This is a genomic window from Gordonia sp. CPCC 206044 (assembly GCF_048537895.1).
Lineage (GTDB): Bacteria > Actinomycetota > Actinomycetes > Mycobacteriales > Mycobacteriaceae > Gordonia.
Map to the genome: position 1 here is coordinate 56,928 of NZ_JBCLVL010000003.1, position 22,089 is coordinate 79,016.

A 22,089-nucleotide genomic window follows, 5' to 3' on the forward strand; every position below is an offset into this window, starting at 1 on the left:
TCGGTCGGCCACGTGCCGTTCAGGGTGTGTCTCCCAATTCCCTTTGCGGGTCTTGGCGGCTCGATTGCACCCTGGCTGCGTTGTCGTCGATCACGATAGCGCCGCTATCGCTCTCTCCTCCGCCTTGCCAGGGCACAATCGATTCCACCAATCCCTCGCAGTGGAATTGGGACACACACCCTAACCGATCCCGAACAATCCGGCCGCGTTGCGGTAGAGCACGCCGCCCAGCCACTCGTCGCCGAGGTCCAACCGCACGAGGGCGTCCAATGCATGAGTGTAGGAGTACGGGATGTTGGGGAAGTCGCTGCCGAACAGGATCTTGTCACCGATTCCCTGCAGTCGCGCTCGGGCGTCTTTCGGATACGGAGCGTCTGCCTCGGAGAAGTCGGTGAACGACATCGTGGTGTCGAGCCGGACGTTCGGGTAGCGCTCGGCGAGGTCGAGGAAGTCGAGATACTCGGGGGTGCCCATGTGGGCCACGATCAAGGGCAATGACGGAAACCGGTGCAGCAGAGTTCGAATCGGCTCCGGACCGGTGTGCCGACCGGGCGCAGGACCCGAGCCGCAGTGGATGATGACCGGCACCTGACTGTCTGCGATCTGCGACCACACCCCGTCCAGAAGTGAATCGATCGGGGAGAAATCACCGACCTGGATGTGACACTTGAACACCGCGACGCCACGCTGGATGGCCCGCGACACGTAGCCGGGCGCTGACTCCTCCGGATAGAACGTGGCGGTGTGCAGACAATCGGGATGGTGGGCGGCGAAATCGGCTGCCCACCCGTTGAGCCACTCGGCCATGTCCGGCTTGTGCGGGTAGACCAGGGACGAGTAGGCGCGGACCCCGAAGTCCTGCAAGGTCGCGGCCCGCACGTCCTCGTCGGCGCGGTAGGTGATCGGCCATTCGCGGCCCACGAGGGGGCCGGCCGAGTCGAAATACGCCCACACCTTGTCCATCACCGGTTTCGGCATGAAGTGGGTGTGGACGTCCACCAGACCGGGGAGCCCGAGCTCGCCCCAGATCGCCCGGACGGCGGTGGACTCTGCCGCGCTGAACGGGCGCGGCAGAGGAGTGGTGTCGGGCAGAACGTCGTCGTTCATCTCACCGACGCTACTCCCTGCCGGTCGGCGCGACGGTGGTGCACGGCCCGATCGGCGTCAGATCGGTCGTGATCGGATCGATCGCGGGATGGGGCCGTTCCAGTCCTTCGGCACGATGAAAACTCCTTCGGCGGTGACGGTCTCGCCGTCGCCGTCCGAGAGTGCGCCGCGCACGATCTTCTTGCGGCCGTCGCGTTCGACGATGACCGCCTCGGCGTGCAGCGCGCCCAGAGGTGTGGGACGCAGGTAGCGAAACGAGATGGTCCCGGTGTAGCAGGGCACGTCATCGGCACTGCCTGCCTCGCCGAGTACCTGGTCGAGGATCATCGCAGCGACCCCGCCGTGGACGCAGCTCGGTGGGCCCTCGTAGGCGGCACCCAGGGTGAAGTCGGCGCTCACGGTGCCGTCGGTCCGTCGCACGGTGGTCAACGGCGGCGCGATCGCGTTACGCAGCCCGATGACGGAGTTCCCCCACGGCATGCCCTTCATGTCGGCGGTGTGTCGCACGCCGAAGGAGCCCGCCAGCTGGTTGGCCTGCAAACGCTCGACGGTCTCGGCGATGACGCGGTGCGCGTCGCGGACCGTCTCCTCGTCGACCTCGGTCCGGATGACCGCGTCGATGAGTTCGCGCACCGAATCCGTCAACGGCCCGTACAGCTCTCGACGCCGAGTGACCTCGGCATCCGAGATGTCCTCGAGGGTGAACTCCATGTGCTCTGCTTCCTGGACGGTCTGGCGTGGATGGTGTCGCGACGGAGCCGGTTCGTCGGCGTGCTCCTCGGCCTCCGGTTCGACTGAGCCCATGTCGCGACCATCTCCGGATGGGCCGCGAGGCCGGGCGCGGCGGCCCGCCACTCGGGACGAATCGTCAGCGGTCGGGTCCGATCAGGTCGGGTCGCGCGTCGGCGAGGAGTTCCTCGCGGTCGTCGGCGAGGACGAAACCGGCGGCGATGGCCAAGTCGGTCGCTTCGCCGTAACGGCGCAGGTACTCCGACGGATCGGTGTAACGCGCGGCCAGCGCCTCGGGTGCGGCAGGTGTCGTGGAGCCGAACAGCAGGCAGATGCGGGAGACCTCACCGCCGACCACACCGGAGAGGACCTGGCTAGGAGCCTCCACACAGGGGGTCCGTACGCCGCCGCGCGCGTTGCCGATGTCGTCGACGACGAACTGCGGTGTGGCGCCGGACAGGTCGAGTTCGAGCGGCGGCGCCGATGGTGGCTGTGAACGGCCTGCTGCCCAGGCGTCGAGATGGTGCAGCGCCGCGCGCAGGACGAATCGTTGCTGACCCCGATTGACCGGTGTCGGGCAGCCGAGCATGTCTTCGTACGGGCCGATCTGGTGGAGGTCGGCGTGCGACGTCCCGGCGATCTCCCAGACGCGGATGCGATCGGTGTCGGGCTGTCGGGACAGATGGAACCGGAAATTGGTGAGTACGTCGGTCTCGGTCTGCACGATGAAGACCGGGATGTCGAGGTCGGTGCGGATCGTGGTCGGTTCGGCATCGAAGACCTGGTCGATGTCGATACCGCGGCCGACCTCGCCGAGTGACATCCCGGCTGCGGCCCGTGAGTGGATGAGGATGCCGTCATGGACCCGGTGGTATCCGGCGAACAGATTCGCGTAGGTCGTCAGCGCCATCGCCGACTGGGATTCGCCGACCGCCAGGGACCGACGAACGGTGAGGCCGGCCAGGGGATGATCGGCGCCGACGGTACGCAACGCCGCGCCGACCGTCCCGAAGATGTCGTAGCAGTACGCGTCCCCGGGGTGGTGCAATCCGGTGTAACGCTCGGGGTCCTTGGCGGCCGGCCCGGTCGGCGACGGTGTGTCGAGACCGCCGACCGAGCCCGGACCGCCGGTGATCCCGGTGTACTGCGCGGACACACCGACCCACGCGAAGCCACCGCGGACGAGTTCTTCGGCGAGATAGGTGTAGTCGGCGGCGGCGTCGGAGCCGCTGCTCACGTTGAGCCACTCGACCACGACGGTGCCGTTGAATCGGGCGTCGTCGATCGGGCGACGCACCAGGATGCGGGTTGTGAAGGTGTCCTTGCCGACCTCGGTGAGCTCGCGATCACCGGACGTCTCGAACCTGGCGGCGACCCCGGAGACGGCGTACTCGTTCTCTCGGAATCCGTGTGCGGCCAGATTCGGTCCCGGCGTGGCGCTCATGATCGAACATCCACGGCCACCTGACAATTCGGCGAAGGTCACGTCGAGATCCCCGAACTCGTCGATGTCCCCGCGATCCCGGTGCCGCCCGGTCACTTCTCTTGCTTCTTCCGATGCTTCCCGATGACGTCGCCGAACATGAAGTGCATCTTGGTACCCAACGGCCACCCCACGTAGTAGCAGAGGAACAGCGAGATCTCCTCGAGTTGCTCGGGGGTCAGCTCGCCGTTGGCCAACGCCGCGCCTGCCTGGATCTCGGCCACGTCGATCTGTCCGGCCTGCGCGAGCGCCCCGAGCAAGACGAGTCGTCGGTCGCGCACCGACAGACCTTCTCGGCTCCACACCTCGCCGAAGACCTGGTCGGCGGTGTGGGCGAAGAAGTCGCCCGGTCCGTCGGACATCTCCCAGCCGTAGACCTTCGACATCATCTCGAGGCCCCGACGTCGCTGCTCGGTCTGTTCGGGAGCGTCGGTCTGCTGGGGTTCGGTGCTCATGACTGCTCTCCTTCGTGATGGGGAACGCCGAGTGCCGTGGCCAGATCGCGGAGGGCGATCTGCGCGAGCGGCAGATCGACGTCGAGCTGATCGCCGAGGCTCAGTGCCAGCCCGAGGTCCTTCTCCCCGAGGGTACGCACCGGCAGGAAGATGTCCCGCCAGAAGTCGCCGTCGGGGATCTCGGCGGTCGTGTCGCGCAACATGATCGCACCGGCACCGCCGGTGATGGAATCGGTGTGCCGCACGACCTTGCCGAGTTTGGTGATGTCGATGCCTGCGGCCTCGGCGAGCCGGGATGCCTCGGCCGTCGCGGTGAATGCGACGAAATGCAAGAGGTTGCGGGCCAGCTTCATCCGGGTGCCTGCGCCGACCTCGGGACCGGCATGGATCAGCATCTCCGCGGCGAGGGCGTACGGCTCCTTGAGTTTCTGGTAGGAGTCCCGTGCACCGCCGACCATGATCGCGAGCCGTCCCTGTTCGGCGGCCATCGCTCCACCGGAGATCGGTGCGTCGAGCAGGACCACGCCGCGTTCGGCGCATGTCGCTGCCAACTCGACAGCCGTTTGCGGGCTGATGGTCGAGTGCACGGTGATGATGGTGCCGGGCTTGGCGGTCGACAGCAGACCGCCGTCGCCTGCCACCACCGTCCGTACCTGTGCATCGTCGAGCACGCAGATGCCGATGATGTCGGCCGATGTCGCGAGGTCGGCCAGCGAGTCGGCGGGGTTGGCTCCCTTGTCGACGATCTTCGCGACGGCGTCGGGGTCGAGATCGAAGACGCTGAGCCCGCCCGACCACGCGGCCAGGCTGCCGGCCATCGGACCGCCGATGTTGCCGAGCCCGACATAACCGAGGCGGATGGTGTCACTCACGACCGGATGACCTGTCCGCCATCGACATTGAAGATCTGCCCGGTGACCCAGTTGGCCTCGTGGGAGAGGAGGAACAGGCACATGCCGACGAGGTCCTCGGGGGTGCCCATGCGCTTGAGCGGCAGCTTGTCGACCATCTCGTTGACCATCGACGTGGGCGTCGTGGACAAGGTGGCCTCGGTGTTGATGGGGCCGGGAGCGATGGCGTTGACCCGGATGTTCTGGCCGCCGAGTTCGGTGGCGAGCTGCTGGGTCAGACCGTTCACGCCGACCTTGGCCAGACCGTAGAAGCCGCTGTAGAGCCATGCGGCGGTGGAGGACTGGTTGACGATGGCGCCGCCGTCGGTCATGTGCGGGTAGATCGCACGGGTCACGTTGAGCGCGCCGTCGAGGTTCACGCTCATGAACTTCTTGTAGTAGTCCCACGGCACGGTGATGAGGAAGTCGAGCTTCATCCCGCCATAGATCGCCGCGTTGTTCACCAGACCGTGAATGGTTCCGTAGGTGTCGACGGCGGCGGTGGCCAGGGCTTGCGCCGACTCGACATCGGAGACGTCGGTGTGCACGTAGAGGCCACCGATGTCGGCGGCGACCTGCTTGCCCGCCTCGTCGTTCACGTCGGCGACGACGACGTTGGCGCCCTCGGCGGCCAAGGCCCGGGCATAGGCCTCGCCGATGCCGCCTGCGGCGCCGGTGACGATGATGTTCTGGTCGGCGAAACGTTGTCCGCGATTGTCGGAAGTCATTGTGCTGCTTTCTGTTGTGGTTGTCGGTTGTCGGTTGTCGGGGTGGTCTCGATACGTCCTCGCCTAGCGGCTCGGACTACTCGACCGGCGGGGGCGGGCACTCGGCCGGCGGGGGCTCGGTACCGACCGGCGGTTGGGTCACCCCGCCGATCGAGTAGGCACCGAGCGAAGCGAGGCGCCGTATCGAGATCGCTGGGCGCGGTGTGGAAACCGTCCATGCCGACGTCGAACATGGCCTAGGCCGGGGTCGCGACGGCCTTCGACTCCAGATACTCCTCGAACCCGGCGACGCCCATCTCCCGTCCGATGCCGGACTGTTTGTAACCCCCGAACGGGACATCGGCGGAGTACCAGATGCCTCCGTTGATCCCCATGGTTCCGGTGCGAACCCCGTTGACCACCTTGTTGATCCGTTCCGTGTCGGTACCCCAGACCGCCCCGGACAGGCCGTAGGGCGAGTCGTTGGCGATGCGGATCGCGTCGTCGTCGCCGTCGTGCGGCAAGATCACCAGGACCGGTCCGAAGATCTCCTCCTGTGCCGCGCGGGCGGAATTGTCCAGGCCGGAGATGAGGGTCGGTTCGACGAAGAAGCCTGAGCCCTTGTCGGTGGGTCGGCCTCCGCCGATCTCGATGGTGCCGCCCTCGTCCTTGGCCACCTCGATGTAGGACTCGACGCGTTGGCGCTGTGCCGCCGAGATCAGCGGGCCGCAGATCGTGCCCGCGTCGGTCGGGTCACCGGCGGGCAAGCCCGCCAACGCGTCACGGGTGGCGGTGATGGCCTCGTCCAGTTTTTCCCGCGGCACGAGCAGACGAGTGGTGATCGCACACCCCTGACCCGCATGGGTGACCACGTTGAACGCGGCCATCGCACAGGCCGAGCCGAGGTCGGCGTCGTCGAGGACGATGAACGCCGACTTGCCACCCAACTCGAGGAACACCTTCTTGAGGGATTCCGCGGCCGACGCCATCACCTTCTTGCCGGTGGCGGTGGAGCCGGTGAACGACACCAGGTCGACGCGCGGATCGGTGGACAGTTGCGCGCCGAGGGCGTGGTCGGCGGATGTCACGATGTTGATCACGCCGGGCGGGAAGTCGGTTTCCTCGGCGATCACCTTGCCCACCAAGGCCGCACACCACGGTGTGTCCGGCGCGGGCTTGAGCACCACGGTGCACCCGGCGGCCAGGGCGGGACCGATCTTCGCGAAGTTGATCTGGTGCGGGAAGTTCCACGGTGTGATCGCGCCGACCACACCGGCCGCCTCGAAGCGCACCTCGCGAGTGTTCTTGAGGCCCATCGGTTTGGCCTGACCGAGATCCTGGGTCCACGTGTAGTTCTCGGCGAGATCGGCGAAGTACCCGAGGTCGGTGACCGGGCCCTCGAACTGTGGTCCGCTGGTGAGGAAGACGGGGCAACCGACCTCGGCCACCGTCAGGTCGCGGAACTCGTCGGCGTGGGCGAGCAGCGCATCGCGCAACTGACGCAGGCAACGCGCCCGGAAGGCGTGGTCGCGTGACCAGTCGGTGGTGTCGAATGCGCGTCGCGCGGCCGCGATCGCCGCGTCCATGTCGGCCGACGTGGCGTCGGCAGCGTGGCCGAGCACCTCTTCGGTGGCCGGATTGAGGATCTCGAAGGTGCCGCCGGCGCCGGGGACGAGCTTCCCGTCGATCAGCAGGTCCGACGACGTTTCGGGTCGTAAGGGCATTGTCTGGAACTCCATCTGGACAGGTGTCTGGACTCGAGTTCAAACCTAGTGTAGCCTCGCTCACATGTCCAGTCCCGCATCGCGACCGATTTCGCAGGAGTCCACCAGACGGCGGCTCACCCAGCAGCAGGCCGAGACCGTCTCGCGTCTGACCGACGCTGCCGTCGAGGTGCTCAACGAAGAGGGCTTCGACGGGCTCACGGTGCGGACCGTCGCCAAGCGGGCCGGGGTCGCGCCTGCCACCGCGTACACCTACTTCTCGTCGAAGAGTCACCTTGTCGCCGAGGTGTTCTGGCGTCGTCTCAGTGCCGGCGTCGGGGAGCCCGATCCGGCGCTTCCCGCGCAGGAGCGGGTGGCGGAGATCCTGCGTTCGGTGTCGATGGTGGTGGCCGGTCAGGGGCAGCTCGGCGGGGCGGTCACGATGGCCCTGCTCGGCACCGACCCAGACGTCGAGCATCTTCGCCTGCGGATCGGCGGTTTCATCCGCCGCCGGTTGGCCGATGCGCTGGAAGTCGACCCGGAGAACCCCGGCCCGCTCGTCGATGCGCTGGAGATGATCTACGCCGGTGGCCTCGTGCATGCCGGCATGGGGCACATGTCCTATGAGCAGACCTCGGAACGTCTTGTCGCAGCCGCACACCTATTGATGGAGAACCGATGACCGACACCACCACGGTGGCGGGGATGGAACATCTCGTCCCCTTCGATCCGTATGCCTACGATTTCCACGAGGACCCCTATCCCACCTACGCCCGACTGCGGGCGCAAGCGCCGGTGTACTACAACTCGGCGATGGATTTCTGGGCTCTCGCTCGACATGCCGACGTGCGAAGTGGCTTCCGGGACAGTGTGAATCTGTCCAACGCGTGGGGCGTGTCGATGGATCCGTCGTCGTATGGCCCGGACGCGCACAAGTCGATGTCCTTTCTCGCCATGGACGATCCCAAGCACATGCGCATCCGAAAGCTGGTGTCCAAGGGATTCACACCGCGGCGAGTCGGCGAGCTCTCCGGGCGGATCTCGGCGCTGACCCACCAGCACTGGAGCAAATGCCTCGACAAGGGCGAGTTCGACTACATCGCCGACTTCGCCGGCCTGCTGCCGATGGACGTGGTCTCCGAGCTGCTCGGCGTGCCCGAGGCCGATCGCACGCATCTGCGTCACCAGTCGGATCTGCTGCTGCATCGCGAAGAGGGTGTCATGGACATCCCGGAAGCGGCGATCTACGCCTACATCGAGCTGCACAAATACTATTCGGAACTGATCGCGGATCGTCGCAAGCACCCGGGCGAAGACCTGGTGTCGGCCCTCATCGAGGCCGAGGTCGACGACGACGAGACAGGCGAGAAGATCAGGCTCACCGAGGACGAGATCGTCGGCTTCATGGTGCTGATGGTGGTGGCGGGCAACGAGACCACCACCAAGTTGCTCGCCAATGCCCTCTACTGGGGCTGGCGCAATCCGGACGAGTTGAACAAGGTGTTCGCCGATCCGGACGCGGTCCCGGACTGGACCGAGGAGACCCTCCGCTACGACAACTCCACCCAGATGGTGTTGCGCAAGGTCGCCGCCGACGTCACCTACGGTGACGTGACGATCCCCGCGGGTCACCGGGTGCTGCTGCTGGTGGGTTCGGCCAATCGGGACGAGGACGTCTTCGCCGATGCCGATCGGTATCAGATCGGCCGCGATTGCAGTCAGGCCCTGATGAGTTTCGGAATGGGTACCCACTTCTGTCTCGGTGCCCACCTCGCGCGGCTGGAGTCGAACGTCGGGCTCACCGAGGTGGCCCGCTCGATCCGCAGCGTGGACATCGACATCGACAACGCGGTCCGTGTGCATTCGGTCAATGTGCGCGGCTTCGCCGAACTCCCCGTGAAAGTGCAGGTGCGCTGATGGCGTTCATCCCTCATCCGCAACGTAGGCCCGTCCTGGTCGCCGGCGCGTCCTCGGGTATCGGGGCCGCCACCGCGGAAATCCTTGCCGCAGCAGGCTATCCGGTCGCCCTGGCCGCTCGCCGCGTGGAGAAGCTGCAGGAGATCACCGACCGGATCATCGCAGGCGGCGGTGAAGCCGTCGCGGTACCGCTCGACGTCACCGACGAAACGTCGGTGCTCGAATGCGTCGAGAAAGCTCAAGCGGCACTCGGTGATCTGGAGATCGTGGTCAGTGGCGCAGGCGACCTCGCCGTCGGTTTGTCCTACGAGGTGACGCCCGCCGACTTCGCCGCGCAGATCGACATCCATCTCGTCGGCGCCCATCGCCTCTACCGTGCGGTGGCCCCCGGAATGATCGAACGAGGCCGTGGCGACTACGTGTTCATCGGTTCGGACGTGGTGTTGCATCCGCGCCCGTGGTCGTCGGCGTATGTCGCGGCCAAGGCGGGTATCGACGGTCTGGTCGCCACCGCACAACTGGAACTGGAGGGAACGGGCGTGCGCGCCAGCGTGATCCGGCCAGGCCAGGTCTTGACCGGAATGGGCATGGACCTCGATCAGAAGACCACCGAGCTCATGCTCAACGACTGGATCAGACACGGCCTTGCCCGGCACGGGAATTTCCTGGCGCCCGAGCACATCGCCCAGGCCGTGACCGCAATCGTCACCATGCCTCGCGGAGCGCACATGCGTGTCGTCGAGGTGGAGGCCGAGGGCGCCATCCCCCGTGACAAGAAGGACCGAGGAGAGTAGCGATGACCACTCTGACCACACCCAAACGCGTCTCCGGCGGAGACGGCGAACACGGCCATCTCGACGAGCTGGCGACCGATCCGATCGCATTGTTCTGGCGTGTCCGTGAGGAGTGCGGTGACGTCGGGCAGTTCCAACTCGCCGACCGCGAGGTCGTGCTGGTGTCCGGTGCGGCGGCCAACGAGGAGTTCTTCCGGGCACCCGAAGAGGATCTGGACCAGGCGGCGGCATACCCCTTCATGACACCGGTTTTCGGTGAGGGGGTCGTGTTCGACACGAATCCGGAGGAGCGCTCCAAGGCGATCCACAACGCGGCCCTCAAGGGGCCGCACATGAAGCAACACGCGGTGACGATCCCGCATGAGGTGGAACGGATCATCGCCGACTGGGGCGACGAGGGCGAGATCGACCTGTTGGAGTTCTTCGCCGAGCTCACGCTCTACACGTCGTCGGCGTGCCTGATCGGCCGCAAGTTCCGTGAGCAGCTGAACGGCCACATCGCGCACCTGTTCCACGACCTGGAAAAGGGCACCGATCCGATCGCCTACGTCGACTACAACGCCGACATCGACAGCTTCCGCAAACGTGACGAGGCACGTGCCGAACTCGTCGAGTTCATCCAGGGGGTGATGAACGACCGCATCGCGAATCCGACCGAGAACAAAGAGGATCGCGACCTGATGGACGTGTTGGTGCAGGTCGGCTTCGACGCCAACACCATCACCGGTATGTTCATCTCGATGATGTTCGCCGGGCATCACACCACCTCTGGCACCGCGGCGTGGACCCTGATCGAACTGCTCCGCAATCCCGAGTACATGGCGCGCGTCTACGACGAACTCGACGACATCTATGCCGACAAGGGGGAGGGGCGCGCGGAGTACAGCTTCGCTGCGATGCGTCAGATCCCGCAGCTGGAGAACGCGCTCAAGGAGGCGTTGCGACTGCACCCGCCGCTCATCGTCTTGATGCGAGTGGTGCAGAAGGACTTCCGCGTCGAGGACTTCGAGGTGAAGGCCGGTCAGTCGATCGCGGTCTCGCCGGCGATCTCCAACCGACTGCCCGAGGATTTCACCGATCCCGAGGCGTTCGATCCGGATCGCTACGAGAAGCCTCGCCAGGAGGATCTGGCCAACCGCTGGACCTGGATTCCGTTCGGCGCCGGTCGGCACCGTTGTGTGGGTGCGCAGTTCGCGATCATGCAGCTGAAGGCCATCTTCTCGGTGCTCTTCCAGAACTACGAGTTCGAGATGCTCCAACCGTCGGAGACCTACCGCAACGACCATTCCAAGATGGTCGTGCAGTTGCAGCAGCCCTGCCGGGTCTCCTACCGGCGACGTGCGAGCGCTCCGGTATCGGGCGGGAGCGGTAACTGATGCGTGTCGAGGTCGACCTGGACTTGTGCCAGGGCCACGGCATGTGCGAGATGGAGGCGCCGGACGTCTTCTCCGCACAGAAAGATCACGTCGACATCCTCGACGCCCATCCTGACGAATCCCTGCGGTCCGAGGTGGAGGCCGCGGTGATGTATTGCCCGACACAAGCTTTGAGAATTGTCGAAGACGACGAGTGAGTGAGGAACCCGCAATGGCATTTGATCGTGCTGAACTCGAAGAGATGAAGCGCCGGTGGCTCGACGCCAACATCGAGGCGGAAAAGGCCGGTGACTGGAAGCCGCTGGCCGAGTTCTACACCGAGGACGCGACCTACGGGTGGAACTACGGTCCCGACAAGGACTTCATGGCCGTCGGCCGTGACGAGATCCGTGACATCGCTCTCGGACAGGAGATGGAGGGTCTCGAAGGCTGGACCTACCCCTACCAGGAGTGGGTCATCGACGATCAGACCGGATCGATGATCGGACTGTGGAAACAGATCTACGAGGGAACCCGCGAGGACGGCAGCCACTACGCGCTCGAGGGCATCCAGGGCAGCTGGTTCAAGTACGGCGGCAACTTCCAGTTCTCCTGGCAGCGTGACTTCTTCGACTACGGCAACGTCTCGGCGTTGTTCATCGAGATGCTGAAGAACAAGGCGATGAGCGACGGCATGCTCAAACGGATCGAGAAGGCGACCGGTGACCAGCCCGGTTGGTATCCGTTCGGCAAGGCGCCGGTTGCGTTCTGGTGATCTGACATGACTCGAACAGCCCCGAGCTACGCAGATCTGGAACGCGATCGACTCGCGATCCTGGTACCCGAACTCCTGCTCTCCGGTCAGATGATCGACCGCAGCGGGATGGCCCATCTGATCAGCGCCTTCGGTCGGGAGGTGATGGGACAGATCGCGATCGAGGAGTGGATGGCCGCCAGCCCGGTCTACACGCATCGGATGCGGACCGCGCTGGGAATCGACGGCGACGGTGTCGAGGACATGTTCAAATGTCTGCAGCTCGACATCGGTGCGCCGCCGCAGTTCATGGACTTCCGCTACACCGTCGAGGACAAGTACCACGGGTCGTTCTTCCTTCAGCACTGCGGAGCGCTGATGGATGTCGAGCCCATGGGCGATGACTACGTCACCACGATGTGCCACGACATCGAGGACCCGACGTTCGATGCGACCGCGATCGCGACCAATCGTCGCGCGCGCATCCGTCCGATCCATCGTCCGCCGCGCCGTCCGGTCGACCGCATGCCGCATTGCGAATGGACGGTGACCATCGAACCGGATCGGGACGAACTGCCGCTGCCCGCGGATGCCGAGGAGATGTTCACCACGCGTGCAGGCGTCCTGTCCCTCTCGGCGATCGATGCGTCGGCCACCGACGGCTGGGTGGACTATCGCGGGCACCTCGTGGAGGACCTGCAGTTCCGTGAGTGGTCCCGAACCGCCCTGGTGCGAATCGCGGAAGAAGTTGCACTGCAGCATCAATTGCTGTCGCTGGGCTTCCTGAAGAGCCTGCGTCGGGTTGCCGAGTCGGACGACCAGGTCACCGAGATCTTCCGCAAGCAGCTCGTCGGTATCGCCGGACTGGCCGCCGACCGACTGCGTCAGGCGCTCGATCTCGACGCCGACGTGCACGGGCTGGCCACCGTCATCGGGCTGCACCCGGTGCTCGGTCCCGGCCAGTACACCGGCGTCACCGCGCAGGTGCGCGACGACGCGGTGGTGGTGGTGCGCATCCCGCAGGACTCGGACGCAGTCGCCGACGGCGGGTGGATCACCCTGCTCGACGCCGATCATCTCGAGCCGCTGCAGGCCATCGCGACCGCAGTGGACCCGTACCTGGTGGTCTCGGGTGCGGAGTCGACCGACGGGGCTCTCGAGGTCACCGTGGTCCGCGGGGACGCGGCGATCAAGGAGCCGGGTGAGGTGGCCGTGGCGCGATTCAGTTCCGGGGCCGCGTTCGAGTTCACCGACCGGGGAAGGTCGATTCCGATCACCCCGATCAGTAGTGTGGTGTGATGCCTGACGGCGCAGATCGACCGGGCCCGGACATGCTGGGACACAGCCTGTCCGGGCGCGTCGCCGTTGTTGCCGGAGCCACCCGGGGCATCGGCCTCGCGGTGACCTACGCCCTCGCCGGGGCAGGGGTGTCCGTGGTGGTGAACGGTCGCGACCCGGGCGCGGTGGAGGAGACCGTCACCGAGATCCGCGGCGGTGGCGGATACGCGATCGGTGTCGTCGGATCGGCAGGCGACGACGGAGTCGCCCAGCAGATGGTCGACACCGCGCTGCGCGAGTTCGGTGCGCTGGACATCGCGATCAACTGTGCGGGTATCGCGGAGCCGACGGGATCGACGGTTCTCTCGATCACGCCCGACGAGTTCCGCGAACAGGTGGACGCCCACCTGATGAGTGCATTCCACCTGACGCAGGCCGCCGGCCGGGTCTTCGTCGAACAGGAATCCGGTTCCATCGTGTTGACCGGATCTGCGGCATCGCTCGGGATGTTCGGCGGCAGTGGTTACCCGGCGGCCAAGGGCGGGGTCAACGCGTTGGCACTCGCGGCGGGCGCCGACCTCGCCGACCACGGGGTGAGGGTGAATGTGGTGATGCCCGGGGCGAAGTCGCGGTTGTCGTCAGGTGACGACTACGTTGCGCACATCGAGGGTTTGCATCGTCGGGGGATCCTCGATGACCTGACGCGCGACGCCGCACTCGCCCCGGCACCGCCGGAGTACGTCGCCGCGCTCTACGTCTTCCTCGCCAGCGACGCCGCTTCCCAGCTCTCCGGGCAGATCTTCACCGCGGCAGGTGGATTCATCGGTCGCTACGAACCGCAGCAACCCACCTTCATCGCCTACCGTGATCACAACGACACCGGGCCGTACACCTTGACGGAGCTGTCCGAACTCTTGGCGTGAGCACCCTGGTCAGTCGGTTCCGGCTCGTACCCGTCGGCCTGCCGCACGGTCGAGCCAGAACCGGGCGCCCTGCTCCACGGCCACGGTGACAGATGCCGGCTCCCACCCGAGTTCGCGCGCGGCTTTGTCGTGGTCCATCGCCGACATGATGTGCATCAGCCGCACCGACGCCACGGTGAGTCGGCGGGGGCGTCCGGTGAGCTTCGCCAATGCGGAACCCACTGCCCCACACAGGTACAGCACCGGGCGGTGCAATACGAGGCGTGGTGGTCGCCGCCCGGCGGTCGATGCGGCGATCGCGATGACGTCGCCGAGGTCGATGTGGCGTTCGGCGACGATGTACCGCTCACCCGGACGCCCCTTGTCGCCGGCGAGCAGCAGAGCGTGTGCCGCGTCCTCGATCCCGACCGACTCCGCGGCACAGCCGCGAACGGTGAAGGGCAGCTTGCCCAGTGCGGCTCCCGCCACGAACGCCCCGTGTGGCGTGGGCTGCCAATCTCGCGCCCCATAGGTGTTGGCCACACACATCGCCATCGCGGGCAGAGAGTGGCTGCGCACATACGACATCACCAGATCCTCTGCAGCGACGCGTGATCGCACGTAGTCGGGAGCGGACCCGAACCAGTTGAACGCGTCCTGCTCGGTGGCCCGGCGACCGGACACCCGGCCGATCGTGGCCAGTGTGCTGGTGAACACGAATGCACGCAGTTGCGCCTGCACGGCGACGTCGAGCACCGCGCGCAGCGCCTCCACATTGGTCCGGTAGAGGGGAGCAGGATCGGTCAGCCACGCGCGTGTGTCGACAGCGCAGTAGAACACCACGTCGCAGCCGTCGATCGCCGAGGCCACCGCCGCCGAGTCGAACAGGTCGCCGACGACACGCTCGACCTCCAGGTCGTCGATCGCGCGCGTGTCACTGGTCTCGCGGATGAGAACGCGCACCGATTCGCCTGTCCCCACGAGTGCGCGGACCACGTGGGAACCGAGGAATCCGGTTGCTCCGATGACGAGTTTCACCGCAGAGCACCGGGATTCAGGTCTTCGACGGCGGTCGAGCATCGGGACAGCATGGTCGCGAACATGTGGTCCCCGCGTTCGGTGGCCATCGCGGCGGCGCACCCGAACACGACGATCAACGGGGCCTGGATGAGCGAATCGATGTAGTCGTGCCAGCATTGCTCGACGGTGTATCCGGACACACCGTGATCGAGCAGTGCCCGGTGGTAGGCCGCGACGATGTCCTGTTCGTGGCGGCGGCGGTCGTCCACGGTCAGGCTCGTGGACAACAGGAATGCGATGTCACGCAGCGGATGCCCCGGCGAGATCGTCTGCCAGTCGACGATGGTGACCACGTCGTCGGCGCCGAACAGGACGTTGTCGATGCGGAGATCACCGTGTATCAGCGCAAACCGGGTTGGCGTTCGCTCGATCCAGTCGCCCGCCTCCCGTACCAGCCAGTCGATCGTCGCCGCCTCGCGGGCATCGAGTTCGAACCGGGCCCGGTAGGCGTCGGCCATCGGTCCGAGAACCGATTCCATGAGTTCGCGATCCTCGTGGGTGGGCAGGGCCAGGCCGGGGACCTCGAACATGGAGTCGTCGCACCATCGCGGACCGTGGAGGCCCGCGGCCGCCACGGCCACCGACTGTGCCTGTGCGGGTGAGCATCCGGTGATCTGGTCACCCTGCACGGCGGGCGTCATGTCCTCGAGCAGCAGAATGCACTCGGTGCTGTCGGGGGAGATGGCGGTGGCGTGGCAGGCTGGTCGCGGTACGGCCAGGGTGGGTGCCAACCGGTCGTAGAACAGGGTCTCGGTGCGATACACGCCGGAGGCGAACTCTCGACGGGTGCGATCGCCGATGGCGACCTTCGCGACCATGGTCGGCGGCAGATCGGTCGGCTCCCGGTACGACAGGGTGAGTCGGTAGGAACCCGCCATCTGTCCGGAACCGACCGGTGTCGTGTCGACGCTCTCGACGACGACATCGTGTCCGGCCGAACGCAAGAGGCCGGTCAGGTAGCCCGCGGTGATCTCTTCCGGGGAGGTCGGGATCGATGTGCGGTTCGGGTCGGTCGTCGTCATCGGGCTGCCTCGGCGAGTGCTGCGGGTGTGGTGCCCGGGTTCACCGGGAGGGCGGGCAGGTCCGGACGGACCCGACGATAGGCGTCGAGCACCGGCAGCAGCTCCGACGGGGTGGCGCCGTGCAGGATCACCGAATCCACACCGAGACCGAACTGACGCGCAATGGCGGTTGCGCAGACCTCCGGTGGACCGACCGCACTGTCGGCGACCCAGGCCGACGGTACGGCTCGGGCCAACTCGCGGAGTTCGTCGATCGTCGCGGTCGCATCGAGTGGTCCGCGTGCGCCGGAGAATGCGTCGGTGGCCCGGACGGTGTCGAGATCGGTCCTCTGCCAACCGTTTGCGCCGAGCAGCACGTCGGGATATCCCTGCAGGTAGGTGGCCAGCCTGCCGTACAGGCGCCGCAGGTGTTCGGCTTCGCCCAGATGATCGGGGACGGTGGCGACCACCGACCAGATGCGTACCGCGGCCCGATCTCGGCCGGCCCGTTCGGCGGCGTCCCGGACGATGCGCACCGCCTCGCGGGTGGCGGCATCGGAGAAGAATGTGTGCAGTACGACGCCGTCGGCAACGGCGCCCGCGAGCGCCAGCGTGTTGGGGCTCATGGTGACGAGCATGATAGGCGGTGGTGACACACTGACCCCGAGATTCAGCAGCGGATAGTCGCCGATCGGGCCGTCGTGTCCGACGATCATCTCGCCTCGCCACAGCGTGCGCAGAACCGTTGCGGCGTCGGCCAGTTGGGCTCCGGTGACCGGCGGCAGCCCCAGGATCTGCCACTGCGGGGTGATGCCGCGTCCCAGTCCGAGTGCGAACCGGCCACCGCTGAGTTCGGAGAGCGTCGCACCCATGGTCGCGGTGATGATCGGATGCCGGGTGTTGTGATTGGTCGCGGCGGTGGCGATACCCATCCGTTCGGTGGCCGCGGCCAACGCTCCGCTGATGACCGCGGCATCTTTGACGTTGAACCGTTCGGAGATGAATGCCGCGCCGAAACCCGATCGGTCGGCCAACCGTGCCTCGTCGACGAGTTCGGCGGGGGCCACCGGGTGGCGGGAGAGCGCGTAGTAGCCGATCTCGGGAAGCGATTCGGTCACGGTGGGCTCGGTCATCGGCGTGTCACACCGTGGCCGGCGTGGCGGTGGCCGGACGGTACCGGCTGGTGCGGGCCTCGCGAACCCACAGCGTGCCATCACCTGCGACCGCACCCTCTTGCTTCAGGGTGCGCTTGAGGATCTTGTTGGTCGCGGTGGTGGGGAGGTCATCGGCGATCCGGACGTAGCGTGGCCATGCCTTCGGTGACAGATCTGGCTGCGCAGCAAGCTGTTCGGCGAACGACTCCGGGGTCAGCTCGGCTCCGTCGCCCAGCACGACGGCCGCCATCACGGCGTCGCCGACGTGTTCGTCGGGCACGGCGTAGACCGCCACCCGATTGATCTCGGGAAGCCGCAGCAGGATCCGCTCGATGGGTCCCGCCGCCATGTTCTCGCCGTCGACGCGCATCCAGTCGCCGGTCCGGCCGGCCAGATAGATCCAGTCGTCGGCGTCCTTGTAGGCCAGATCCCCCGACCAGTACATCCCGTGACGGATCCGTTCGTTGGTGGCGTCGGCATCGTTGTAATAGCCCATGAACATCCCGGCACCCTCGATGTTGACGAGTTCGCCGATGGCTTCGTCGGCGTTGGCGAGGGCGCCGTTGTCGTCGAACTCGGCGCGCGGACACTCGGCGATGGTCTCCGAGTTGTACACGGCCACATTGGGAAAGCCCTTGCCGATCGACCCGTGCGGGGTGCCCGGCTCGCGCGTGATGATGATCGCGAGTTCGGTGGAGCCGAAGCCGTCCCACACGGTGGCGCCGAAGCGGCGGGAGAACTCGTCGATGTCACGGTCGGTGGCCTCGTTGCCGAAGGCCACTCGTAGCGGATTGTCGGCGTCGTCGGGCTGCTCCTCGGTGGCGAGGATGTAGGCCAGGGGTTTGCCGACGTAATTCATGTACGTGGCGCCATAGCGCCGGATGTCGTGCAGGAAGGTCGACGCGGAGAACTTCGCGGGTGCCATCGCGGCGCCGCCGCACAGGGCGACGCAGTATCCGCCCATCAGGGCCGCCGAATGGAACAGCGGCATCGACAGATAGCAGACATCTCCGGGGCCGATGTCGTACTTGTCCACCAGGACGGGGCCCGCGAACGGGATCATCATGTGCGCGAACTGAACCGGCTTGGGATTGCCGCTCGTGCCAGAGGTGAAGATGAGCATGAACGTGTCGGCGGCACCGGGGACGGAATACGGTTCGAGCTCGCCGGCATCATCGAGGAGCCGTGCCCAGTCCGGGGAGGACGTGTCGAGGATCGTGACGCCGGGTAGGTCGAGTCCGTCGAGCAGAGGGCGGTGTTCGGCGTCGGTGACGAGTATCTGGCAGTCGGCGCGCAGGATGTCGGCTGCCAGACCCTCACCCCGACGGGTGTTGTTCACGCCGACGGTCACGTAGCCGCCCAACGCGCCGGCGGCGAGGGCGATCAGCATGTCGGGTGTGTTGCCGAGCAGGGTGCCGATGTGCATCGGACGAGACCGATCGGCGAGGCCGAGCACCGCGGCGGCGACACATTCGGCGTCGGCGATGTACTCCCGCCAGGACCATTGTCGGTCGTCATGGGTGATCGCCAGGTTGTCATCGGTCGCGCGCTCCGCTAGGAGCTGGGTCACAGTCTCGGCCACCCGACCACTGTAGAACGTGTTCTCGTTTGTGTGAACAGAACCTGAAAAATGTCTACTCGTCGGCGGTCGGGCTCGGTGGCGGACTCATCCGACGCCGAGGATCCGCCGGCATTCCGCGGGGCTGTGGGTGGCGATGCAGTCGGTCCACGCGCGTTGATCGTCGGCCCATCGGTGCCTCGGGGTCTGTCCGGTGTCGGGCGCCCAGACGTAGTTGTCGCAGACGATCGCCGTCCCGTTCGGATCGGTGGCCGTGCGGCCGATGTCGGCGCCCGGACACTGCTGACCGATCGACGGACCCGAAGGTGTCTGGGCTGCGGTGGACTGTGTCGTCCGCGCCGACGGTGACATGCTGCCCACCTCGGGGCGGTCGGCCCCGCTCGCGCATCCCGTCATCACCACCGCTGCCGCCGCGAGGCCCGCGACGATCTCGGTCACCCTCGTCACCATGTCGACAGTCAATCACCGACCGTGTGCGCTGTGAACCGGTCGGGTGTGGAACCGGCCAGGTGTGGGACAGGTCGGGCCGAGAACGGGGTCAGGCGGGACGGGTTGCGGCCGCGCCGGCGTGCACGACCGCATCGTTGGTGGTGACGAAGGCGAGTCCGTGTTCCGCGGCGAATGCGCGGCTCTCCTCCCTTGTCGCCATGCGGGTTTCGTCCTGCGGGGAGACAAGTGTGGACAGGGCTGCGACGGTACGCAGCCCCGCGGCGCCCATCAGGTGCACCACGGCGTCGACGACGCCGGGGTCGGTTGTGGCGGCCCCGGTTGCTTTCACCGGGGCCACGTGGCCCGGGCGCGTCAGGTCGTCCGGGCGCGTGGTCGGGTCGGCGACGGTTCGGATCGTGAGTGCTCGGTCGGCGGCCGAGATCCCGGTGCCGATGCCTGCGGCGGCATCCACGGTCACCGTGGGTCCGGACTGCACATTCGCGTCGTTCAGACCCCACATCGGCGGGAGTTGCAAACGGACACAATCACTGTGGGTGAGCGCCACCTGCACGAACCCGCCTGTGTGGCGGATCATGAACTCGAGTTCGGCCGTTGTCGCGTGCTCGGCGGCGAGCACCAGATCGGCTTGGTCGTCTCGGTCGTCGAAGACCACCACCGTCGCTCCCGACGCCAACTCGGCCAGTGCGGCGCAGACCCGCGCGACGGATCCCGTCGAGTGCGTGCCGATCGGGCGCCTCGGCATGTCGACGATCGACATCACGACCTCGATCCGCAGGCGCGGTCGGCGTCGAGTGCCGCATGCGTGCCGAACACCCGACGGTGATAGGTCAGCGGCGGTGCGGCCTGCCCGCGGACGGCGATCGCGCGGCCGAAGACGACCGTGTGGTCGGCGACGACAACGGTCTGCATCACCTCGGCGGCGATCCAGTGCGGCACGTCGTCGATACGCGGAACGTCGTGGTCGCGTGACCAGGCCACGTCGTGGAATTTGTCTCGTCCCTTGCTCGCGAATCGTCCGGCCAGCGCCGACTGTCGGCTGCCCAGGATGTTGACGCCGAAGCAGCCGGTGTCGGTGACCAGGCCGAGTAGTTCGGACCCTTGGTCGAGTGACACGAGCAGCGACGGCGGCGACATCGACAACGATGCGAACGCGCTGACGGTCGTGCCGTGGGGTCGGGCGCCGTCCATCGCGGTCACCACGGCGACCGGTGTACACACCGACGCCATCGCGTCCCGGAATTGCGTCGACAGGTCGGCGAGATCGATCACGGACATCGAACACCCCTTTGTGATGTGGATTTGTGGCTAGAAATCAGAACCATCACTAACTATGGGCGATATTGGCTGGATATACAAGAACTGAATCAAGAATCAGTCATAACTTCGTGGGGTTGTGGACGCTCGGATGAGAGCGGGTGGGGCTGCAGGTCGGCAGGTGGATCAGTCGAGGGGCAGGTGGTCGCGCGGGGTGCACATGGCCGTCGCGACGGCCACGAGTTCTCGATGAATGTGTGCGCGTGCGCGAACACGGGGCGTCTGCGACATGTCGGTGATCGTGCCGATGGTCGCGATCGCGATGGCGCGCGCGTCGGCGGTACCGAGTTCGGGGTCGATCGCGCAGATGGCGTCCACCCACTCGGCGAGGTGGTCGCCCTGTAGTTCGCGGATGCACGCCCGGGTCTCGTCGGGCAGGTAGATCACGTCGGTGCCGAGGATGCGCAAGGCCCGACCGGTGGTGCCCATGACGAGGTCGACGTAGGAGCCGATGAGTGCGTCGAGGCGGCTTCGGGGCGTCTGCGCCTCGGCGAGCGCGCGAGCGGTGGTGAACAGCAAGCCGTGCAGGCCGTGTTCGAGGACCGCCTGCAGGATCTCGGCCTTGCTCGCGAAGTGCTGATACAGGGTCGCCACCGACAGGCCGGACGCGCGGGCGATGTCATCGATACGCACGTCGAAGTAGCCTCGGGCGTCGAACAACTCGGATGCGGCGTGCACGATCCGGGCCCGCCGGCCTGCGGGAACGCGGGCCTGTGGCGGCGGCGCAGGCGCCGGTGCGCCCGTGTCGGCGGGGGAGAAGTCGACGATGGCGTGGCCGAGTGTCAGGAGGGTCCGGCGTAACCGAGCGGGGGCGAGACCCGGTCGCATGTCCCGGGATTGTGCGTACATCGACAGCACGAGGTAGGCGATCAGATCGGCAGTCTCGTCGGTGACCCCGCCGCGCGCGGCCGAGACCAGTGACGCGACCCGGCGCCGGACATCGCCGAACTCGGCGCGGAATGCCAACTGCTCGGCTTCGCGGAGGTGGCGCTGTTCGCTACGCCAGAGCATCGCCTCGTCGCGGTCCACCCCGAGATCCGCCATACCCTCCAGGAAGCGGTCGAGTTCGACTGTTGCAGTGGGGGATTCTTTGCCGGCCTGATCGGCGACGGCGTCCACCACCTCGACCTGGCCGAGGAGAGCGGCGACGAGGAGATCGTGTTTGCTCGCGAAGTGCCGGTAGAGGGCGGGGCCGGTGAGTCCGACGGCGGCACCGATCTGGTCGATGCTCACGTTCTGATAGCCGACCTCCTGGAACAGTTCGGTCGCGGCGCGCAGGATCTGGCGGGTCCGCTGTCCGCTCCGCGGCTGTCCGGGGCGCTCGCGCGTCGACTCCGCGCTCTGGACCGCTCGCGATGACGCCATCGAGTACTCCTCGCTCCATTCGCCTGCACGGCGATCATCGTCGGACCTGGGCTCCGTCTGCATGGTAGACGC

General features: G+C 66.6%; 23 protein-coding genes. 8 read left to right on the top strand and 15 right to left on the bottom strand.

The features are described from left to right. Positions 1 to 180: 180 nt before the first annotated feature. The 7 genes from AAFP35_RS05230 to AAFP35_RS05260 form a co-directional block, all read right to left on the bottom strand. On the bottom strand, positions 181 to 1,107 hold the full coding sequence (locus tag AAFP35_RS05230; RefSeq protein ID WP_419220506.1) for an amidohydrolase family protein: 927 nt from the start codon (positions 1,105 to 1,107) through the stop codon (positions 181 to 183). A gap of 57 nt (positions 1,108 to 1,164) precedes the next feature. Beyond that, a complete protein-coding gene (locus AAFP35_RS05235) occupies positions 1,165 to 1,818 on the bottom strand; it encodes a PaaI family thioesterase (RefSeq protein WP_419220774.1) in 654 nt (217 codons plus the stop codon). A gap of 157 nt (positions 1,819 to 1,975) precedes the next feature. Beyond that, on the bottom strand, positions 1,976 to 3,280 hold the full coding sequence (locus AAFP35_RS05240) for an alpha/beta hydrolase domain-containing protein (protein ID WP_419220775.1): 1,305 nt from the start codon (positions 3,278 to 3,280) through the stop codon (positions 1,976 to 1,978). Positions 3,281 to 3,372: 92 nt separating this feature from the next. Next, positions 3,373 to 3,774: a carboxymuconolactone decarboxylase family protein gene (locus tag AAFP35_RS05245; protein ID WP_419220507.1), complete on the bottom strand. Its 402-nt coding sequence runs from the start codon at positions 3,772 to 3,774 to the stop codon at positions 3,373 to 3,375. After that, a complete protein-coding gene (locus AAFP35_RS05250) occupies positions 3,771 to 4,646 on the bottom strand; it encodes an NAD(P)-dependent oxidoreductase (RefSeq protein ID WP_419220508.1) in 876 nt (291 codons plus the stop codon). Before AAFP35_RS05250 ends, AAFP35_RS05245 begins: the two co-directional genes overlap by 4 nt. Beyond that, positions 4,643 to 5,392 carry an SDR family oxidoreductase gene (locus tag AAFP35_RS05255; protein WP_419220509.1) on the bottom strand — a complete coding sequence of 250 codons (750 nt, stop codon included), beginning with the start codon at positions 5,390 to 5,392 and terminating at the stop codon, positions 4,643 to 4,645. Before AAFP35_RS05255 ends, AAFP35_RS05250 begins: the two co-directional genes overlap by 4 nt. 236 nt (positions 5,393 to 5,628) lie before the next feature. Continuing rightward, positions 5,629 to 7,095 (bottom strand): aldehyde dehydrogenase, encoded by a 1,467-nt coding sequence (locus AAFP35_RS05260; RefSeq protein WP_419220776.1) that lies wholly within the window; start codon positions 7,093 to 7,095, stop codon positions 5,629 to 5,631. A 64-nt stretch (positions 7,096 to 7,159) separates the two neighbouring features. On the opposite strand from AAFP35_RS05260, the gene AAFP35_RS05265 reads away from it, so the two are divergent. Genes AAFP35_RS05265 through AAFP35_RS05300 form a run of 8 tightly spaced genes read left to right on the top strand, consistent with a single transcriptional unit; the run spans position 7,160 to position 14,095 of the window. Next, positions 7,160 to 7,756 carry a TetR/AcrR family transcriptional regulator gene (locus AAFP35_RS05265; RefSeq protein WP_419220510.1) on the top strand — a complete coding sequence of 199 codons (597 nt, stop codon included), beginning with the start codon at positions 7,160 to 7,162 and terminating at the stop codon, positions 7,754 to 7,756. Beyond that, complete coding sequence (locus tag AAFP35_RS05270) at positions 7,753 to 8,991, top strand: cytochrome P450 (RefSeq protein WP_419220511.1); 1,239 nt, start codon at positions 7,753 to 7,755, stop codon at positions 8,989 to 8,991. Before AAFP35_RS05265 ends, AAFP35_RS05270 begins: the two co-directional genes overlap by 4 nt. Beyond that, the gene (locus tag AAFP35_RS05275; RefSeq protein WP_419220512.1) at positions 8,991 to 9,785 is read left to right on the top strand and encodes an SDR family oxidoreductase; all 795 of its coding nucleotides are present in this window, start codon (positions 8,991 to 8,993) and stop codon (positions 9,783 to 9,785) included. The genes AAFP35_RS05270 and AAFP35_RS05275 overlap by 1 nt, the downstream gene beginning before the upstream one ends. A gap of 2 nt (positions 9,786 to 9,787) precedes the next feature. Continuing rightward, the gene (locus AAFP35_RS05280) at positions 9,788 to 11,161 is read left to right on the top strand and encodes a cytochrome P450 (RefSeq protein WP_419220513.1); all 1,374 of its coding nucleotides are present in this window, start codon (positions 9,788 to 9,790) and stop codon (positions 11,159 to 11,161) included. Beyond that, positions 11,161 to 11,358: a ferredoxin gene (locus AAFP35_RS05285; RefSeq protein WP_419220514.1), complete on the top strand. Its 198-nt coding sequence runs from the start codon at positions 11,161 to 11,163 to the stop codon at positions 11,356 to 11,358. Before AAFP35_RS05280 ends, AAFP35_RS05285 begins: the two co-directional genes overlap by 1 nt. Before the next feature lie 14 nt (positions 11,359 to 11,372). Continuing rightward, a complete protein-coding gene (locus AAFP35_RS05290) occupies positions 11,373 to 11,915 on the top strand; it encodes a nuclear transport factor 2 family protein (protein WP_419220515.1) in 543 nt (180 codons plus the stop codon). Between the two features lie 6 nt (positions 11,916 to 11,921). Beyond that, a complete protein-coding gene (locus AAFP35_RS05295; RefSeq protein ID WP_419220516.1) occupies positions 11,922 to 13,193 on the top strand; it encodes a hypothetical protein in 1,272 nt (423 codons plus the stop codon). Further along, positions 13,193 to 14,095 (top strand): SDR family NAD(P)-dependent oxidoreductase, encoded by a 903-nt coding sequence (locus tag AAFP35_RS05300; RefSeq protein ID WP_419220517.1) that lies wholly within the window; start codon positions 13,193 to 13,195, stop codon positions 14,093 to 14,095. Before AAFP35_RS05295 ends, AAFP35_RS05300 begins: the two co-directional genes overlap by 1 nt. Before the next feature lie 9 nt (positions 14,096 to 14,104). On the opposite strand, the gene AAFP35_RS05305 is transcribed toward AAFP35_RS05300, so the two are convergent. From AAFP35_RS05305 to AAFP35_RS05340, 8 genes are all read right to left on the bottom strand, one after another. Then, entirely contained in the window at positions 14,105 to 15,112 is a 1,008-nt protein-coding gene (locus tag AAFP35_RS05305; RefSeq protein WP_419220518.1) for an NAD-dependent epimerase/dehydratase family protein, read from the bottom strand. Beyond that, positions 15,109 to 16,176: a phosphotransferase gene (locus AAFP35_RS05310; protein WP_419220519.1), complete on the bottom strand. Its 1,068-nt coding sequence runs from the start codon at positions 16,174 to 16,176 to the stop codon at positions 15,109 to 15,111. The genes AAFP35_RS05305 and AAFP35_RS05310 overlap by 4 nt, the downstream gene beginning before the upstream one ends. After that, a complete protein-coding gene (locus tag AAFP35_RS05315) occupies positions 16,173 to 17,288 on the bottom strand; it encodes a TIGR03857 family LLM class F420-dependent oxidoreductase (RefSeq protein ID WP_419220520.1) in 1,116 nt (371 codons plus the stop codon). The genes AAFP35_RS05310 and AAFP35_RS05315 overlap by 4 nt, the downstream gene beginning before the upstream one ends. A gap of 7 nt (positions 17,289 to 17,295) precedes the next feature. Beyond that, on the bottom strand, positions 17,296 to 18,891 hold the full coding sequence (gene fadD1 / locus AAFP35_RS05320; RefSeq protein WP_419220521.1) for a fatty-acid--CoA ligase FadD1: 1,596 nt from the start codon (positions 18,889 to 18,891) through the stop codon (positions 17,296 to 17,298). An 84-nt stretch (positions 18,892 to 18,975) separates the two neighbouring features. Beyond that, the gene (locus tag AAFP35_RS05325) at positions 18,976 to 19,326 is read right to left on the bottom strand and encodes a hypothetical protein (protein WP_419220522.1); all 351 of its coding nucleotides are present in this window, start codon (positions 19,324 to 19,326) and stop codon (positions 18,976 to 18,978) included. A gap of 100 nt (positions 19,327 to 19,426) precedes the next feature. Then, positions 19,427 to 20,095 carry a 3,4-dihydroxy-2-butanone-4-phosphate synthase gene (locus tag AAFP35_RS05330; RefSeq protein WP_419220523.1) on the bottom strand — a complete coding sequence of 223 codons (669 nt, stop codon included), beginning with the start codon at positions 20,093 to 20,095 and terminating at the stop codon, positions 19,427 to 19,429. Next, positions 20,095 to 20,613 (bottom strand): flavin reductase family protein, encoded by a 519-nt coding sequence (locus AAFP35_RS05335; protein ID WP_419220524.1) that lies wholly within the window; start codon positions 20,611 to 20,613, stop codon positions 20,095 to 20,097. Before AAFP35_RS05335 ends, AAFP35_RS05330 begins: the two co-directional genes overlap by 1 nt. A 165-nt stretch (positions 20,614 to 20,778) precedes the next feature. After that, positions 20,779 to 22,017: a TetR/AcrR family transcriptional regulator gene (locus AAFP35_RS05340; RefSeq protein ID WP_419220525.1), complete on the bottom strand. Its 1,239-nt coding sequence runs from the start codon at positions 22,015 to 22,017 to the stop codon at positions 20,779 to 20,781. Between the last annotated feature and the right edge of the window lie 72 nt (positions 22,018 to 22,089).

Excerpts from the sequence above, each read along its gene's own strand:
- AAFP35_RS05330 (WP_419220523.1), bottom strand. The coding sequence starts at position 20,095 with ATGTCGATCGTCGACATGCCGAGGCGCCCGATCGGCACGCACTCGACG.
- AAFP35_RS05275 (WP_419220512.1), top strand. The coding sequence starts at position 8,991 with ATGGCGTTCATCCCTCATCCGCAACGTAGGCCCGTCCTGGTCGCCGGC.
- AAFP35_RS05235 (WP_419220774.1), bottom strand. The coding sequence starts at position 1,818 with ATGGAGTTCACCCTCGAGGACATCTCGGATGCCGAGGTCACTCGGCGT.
- AAFP35_RS05230 (WP_419220506.1), bottom strand. The coding sequence starts at position 1,107 with ATGAACGACGACGTTCTGCCCGACACCACTCCTCTGCCGCGCCCGTTC.
- AAFP35_RS05290 (WP_419220515.1), top strand. The coding sequence starts at position 11,373 with ATGGCATTTGATCGTGCTGAACTCGAAGAGATGAAGCGCCGGTGGCTC.
- AAFP35_RS05340 (WP_419220525.1), bottom strand. The coding sequence starts at position 22,017 with ATGGCGTCATCGCGAGCGGTCCAGAGCGCGGAGTCGACGCGCGAGCGC.
- AAFP35_RS05280 (WP_419220513.1), top strand. The coding sequence starts at position 9,788 with ATGACCACTCTGACCACACCCAAACGCGTCTCCGGCGGAGACGGCGAA.
- AAFP35_RS05245 (WP_419220507.1), bottom strand. The coding sequence starts at position 3,774 with ATGAGCACCGAACCCCAGCAGACCGACGCTCCCGAACAGACCGAGCAG.
- AAFP35_RS05270 (WP_419220511.1), top strand. The coding sequence starts at position 7,753 with ATGACCGACACCACCACGGTGGCGGGGATGGAACATCTCGTCCCCTTC.
- AAFP35_RS05295 (WP_419220516.1), top strand. The coding sequence starts at position 11,922 with ATGACTCGAACAGCCCCGAGCTACGCAGATCTGGAACGCGATCGACTC.
- AAFP35_RS05310 (WP_419220519.1), bottom strand. The coding sequence starts at position 16,176 with ATGACGACGACCGACCCGAACCGCACATCGATCCCGACCTCCCCGGAA.
- AAFP35_RS05265 (WP_419220510.1), top strand. The coding sequence starts at position 7,160 with ATGTCCAGTCCCGCATCGCGACCGATTTCGCAGGAGTCCACCAGACGG.
- AAFP35_RS05285 (WP_419220514.1), top strand. The coding sequence starts at position 11,161 with ATGCGTGTCGAGGTCGACCTGGACTTGTGCCAGGGCCACGGCATGTGC.
- AAFP35_RS05260 (WP_419220776.1), bottom strand. The coding sequence starts at position 7,095 with ATGCCCTTACGACCCGAAACGTCGTCGGACCTGCTGATCGACGGGAAG.
- AAFP35_RS05315 (WP_419220520.1), bottom strand. The coding sequence starts at position 17,288 with ATGACCGAGCCCACCGTGACCGAATCGCTTCCCGAGATCGGCTACTAC.
- AAFP35_RS05300 (WP_419220517.1), top strand. The coding sequence starts at position 13,193 with ATGCCTGACGGCGCAGATCGACCGGGCCCGGACATGCTGGGACACAGC.
- AAFP35_RS05335 (WP_419220524.1), bottom strand. The coding sequence starts at position 20,613 with ATGTCCGTGATCGATCTCGCCGACCTGTCGACGCAATTCCGGGACGCG.
- AAFP35_RS05240 (WP_419220775.1), bottom strand. The coding sequence starts at position 3,280 with ATGAGCGCCACGCCGGGACCGAATCTGGCCGCACACGGATTCCGAGAG.
- AAFP35_RS05255 (WP_419220509.1), bottom strand. The coding sequence starts at position 5,392 with ATGACTTCCGACAATCGCGGACAACGTTTCGCCGACCAGAACATCATC.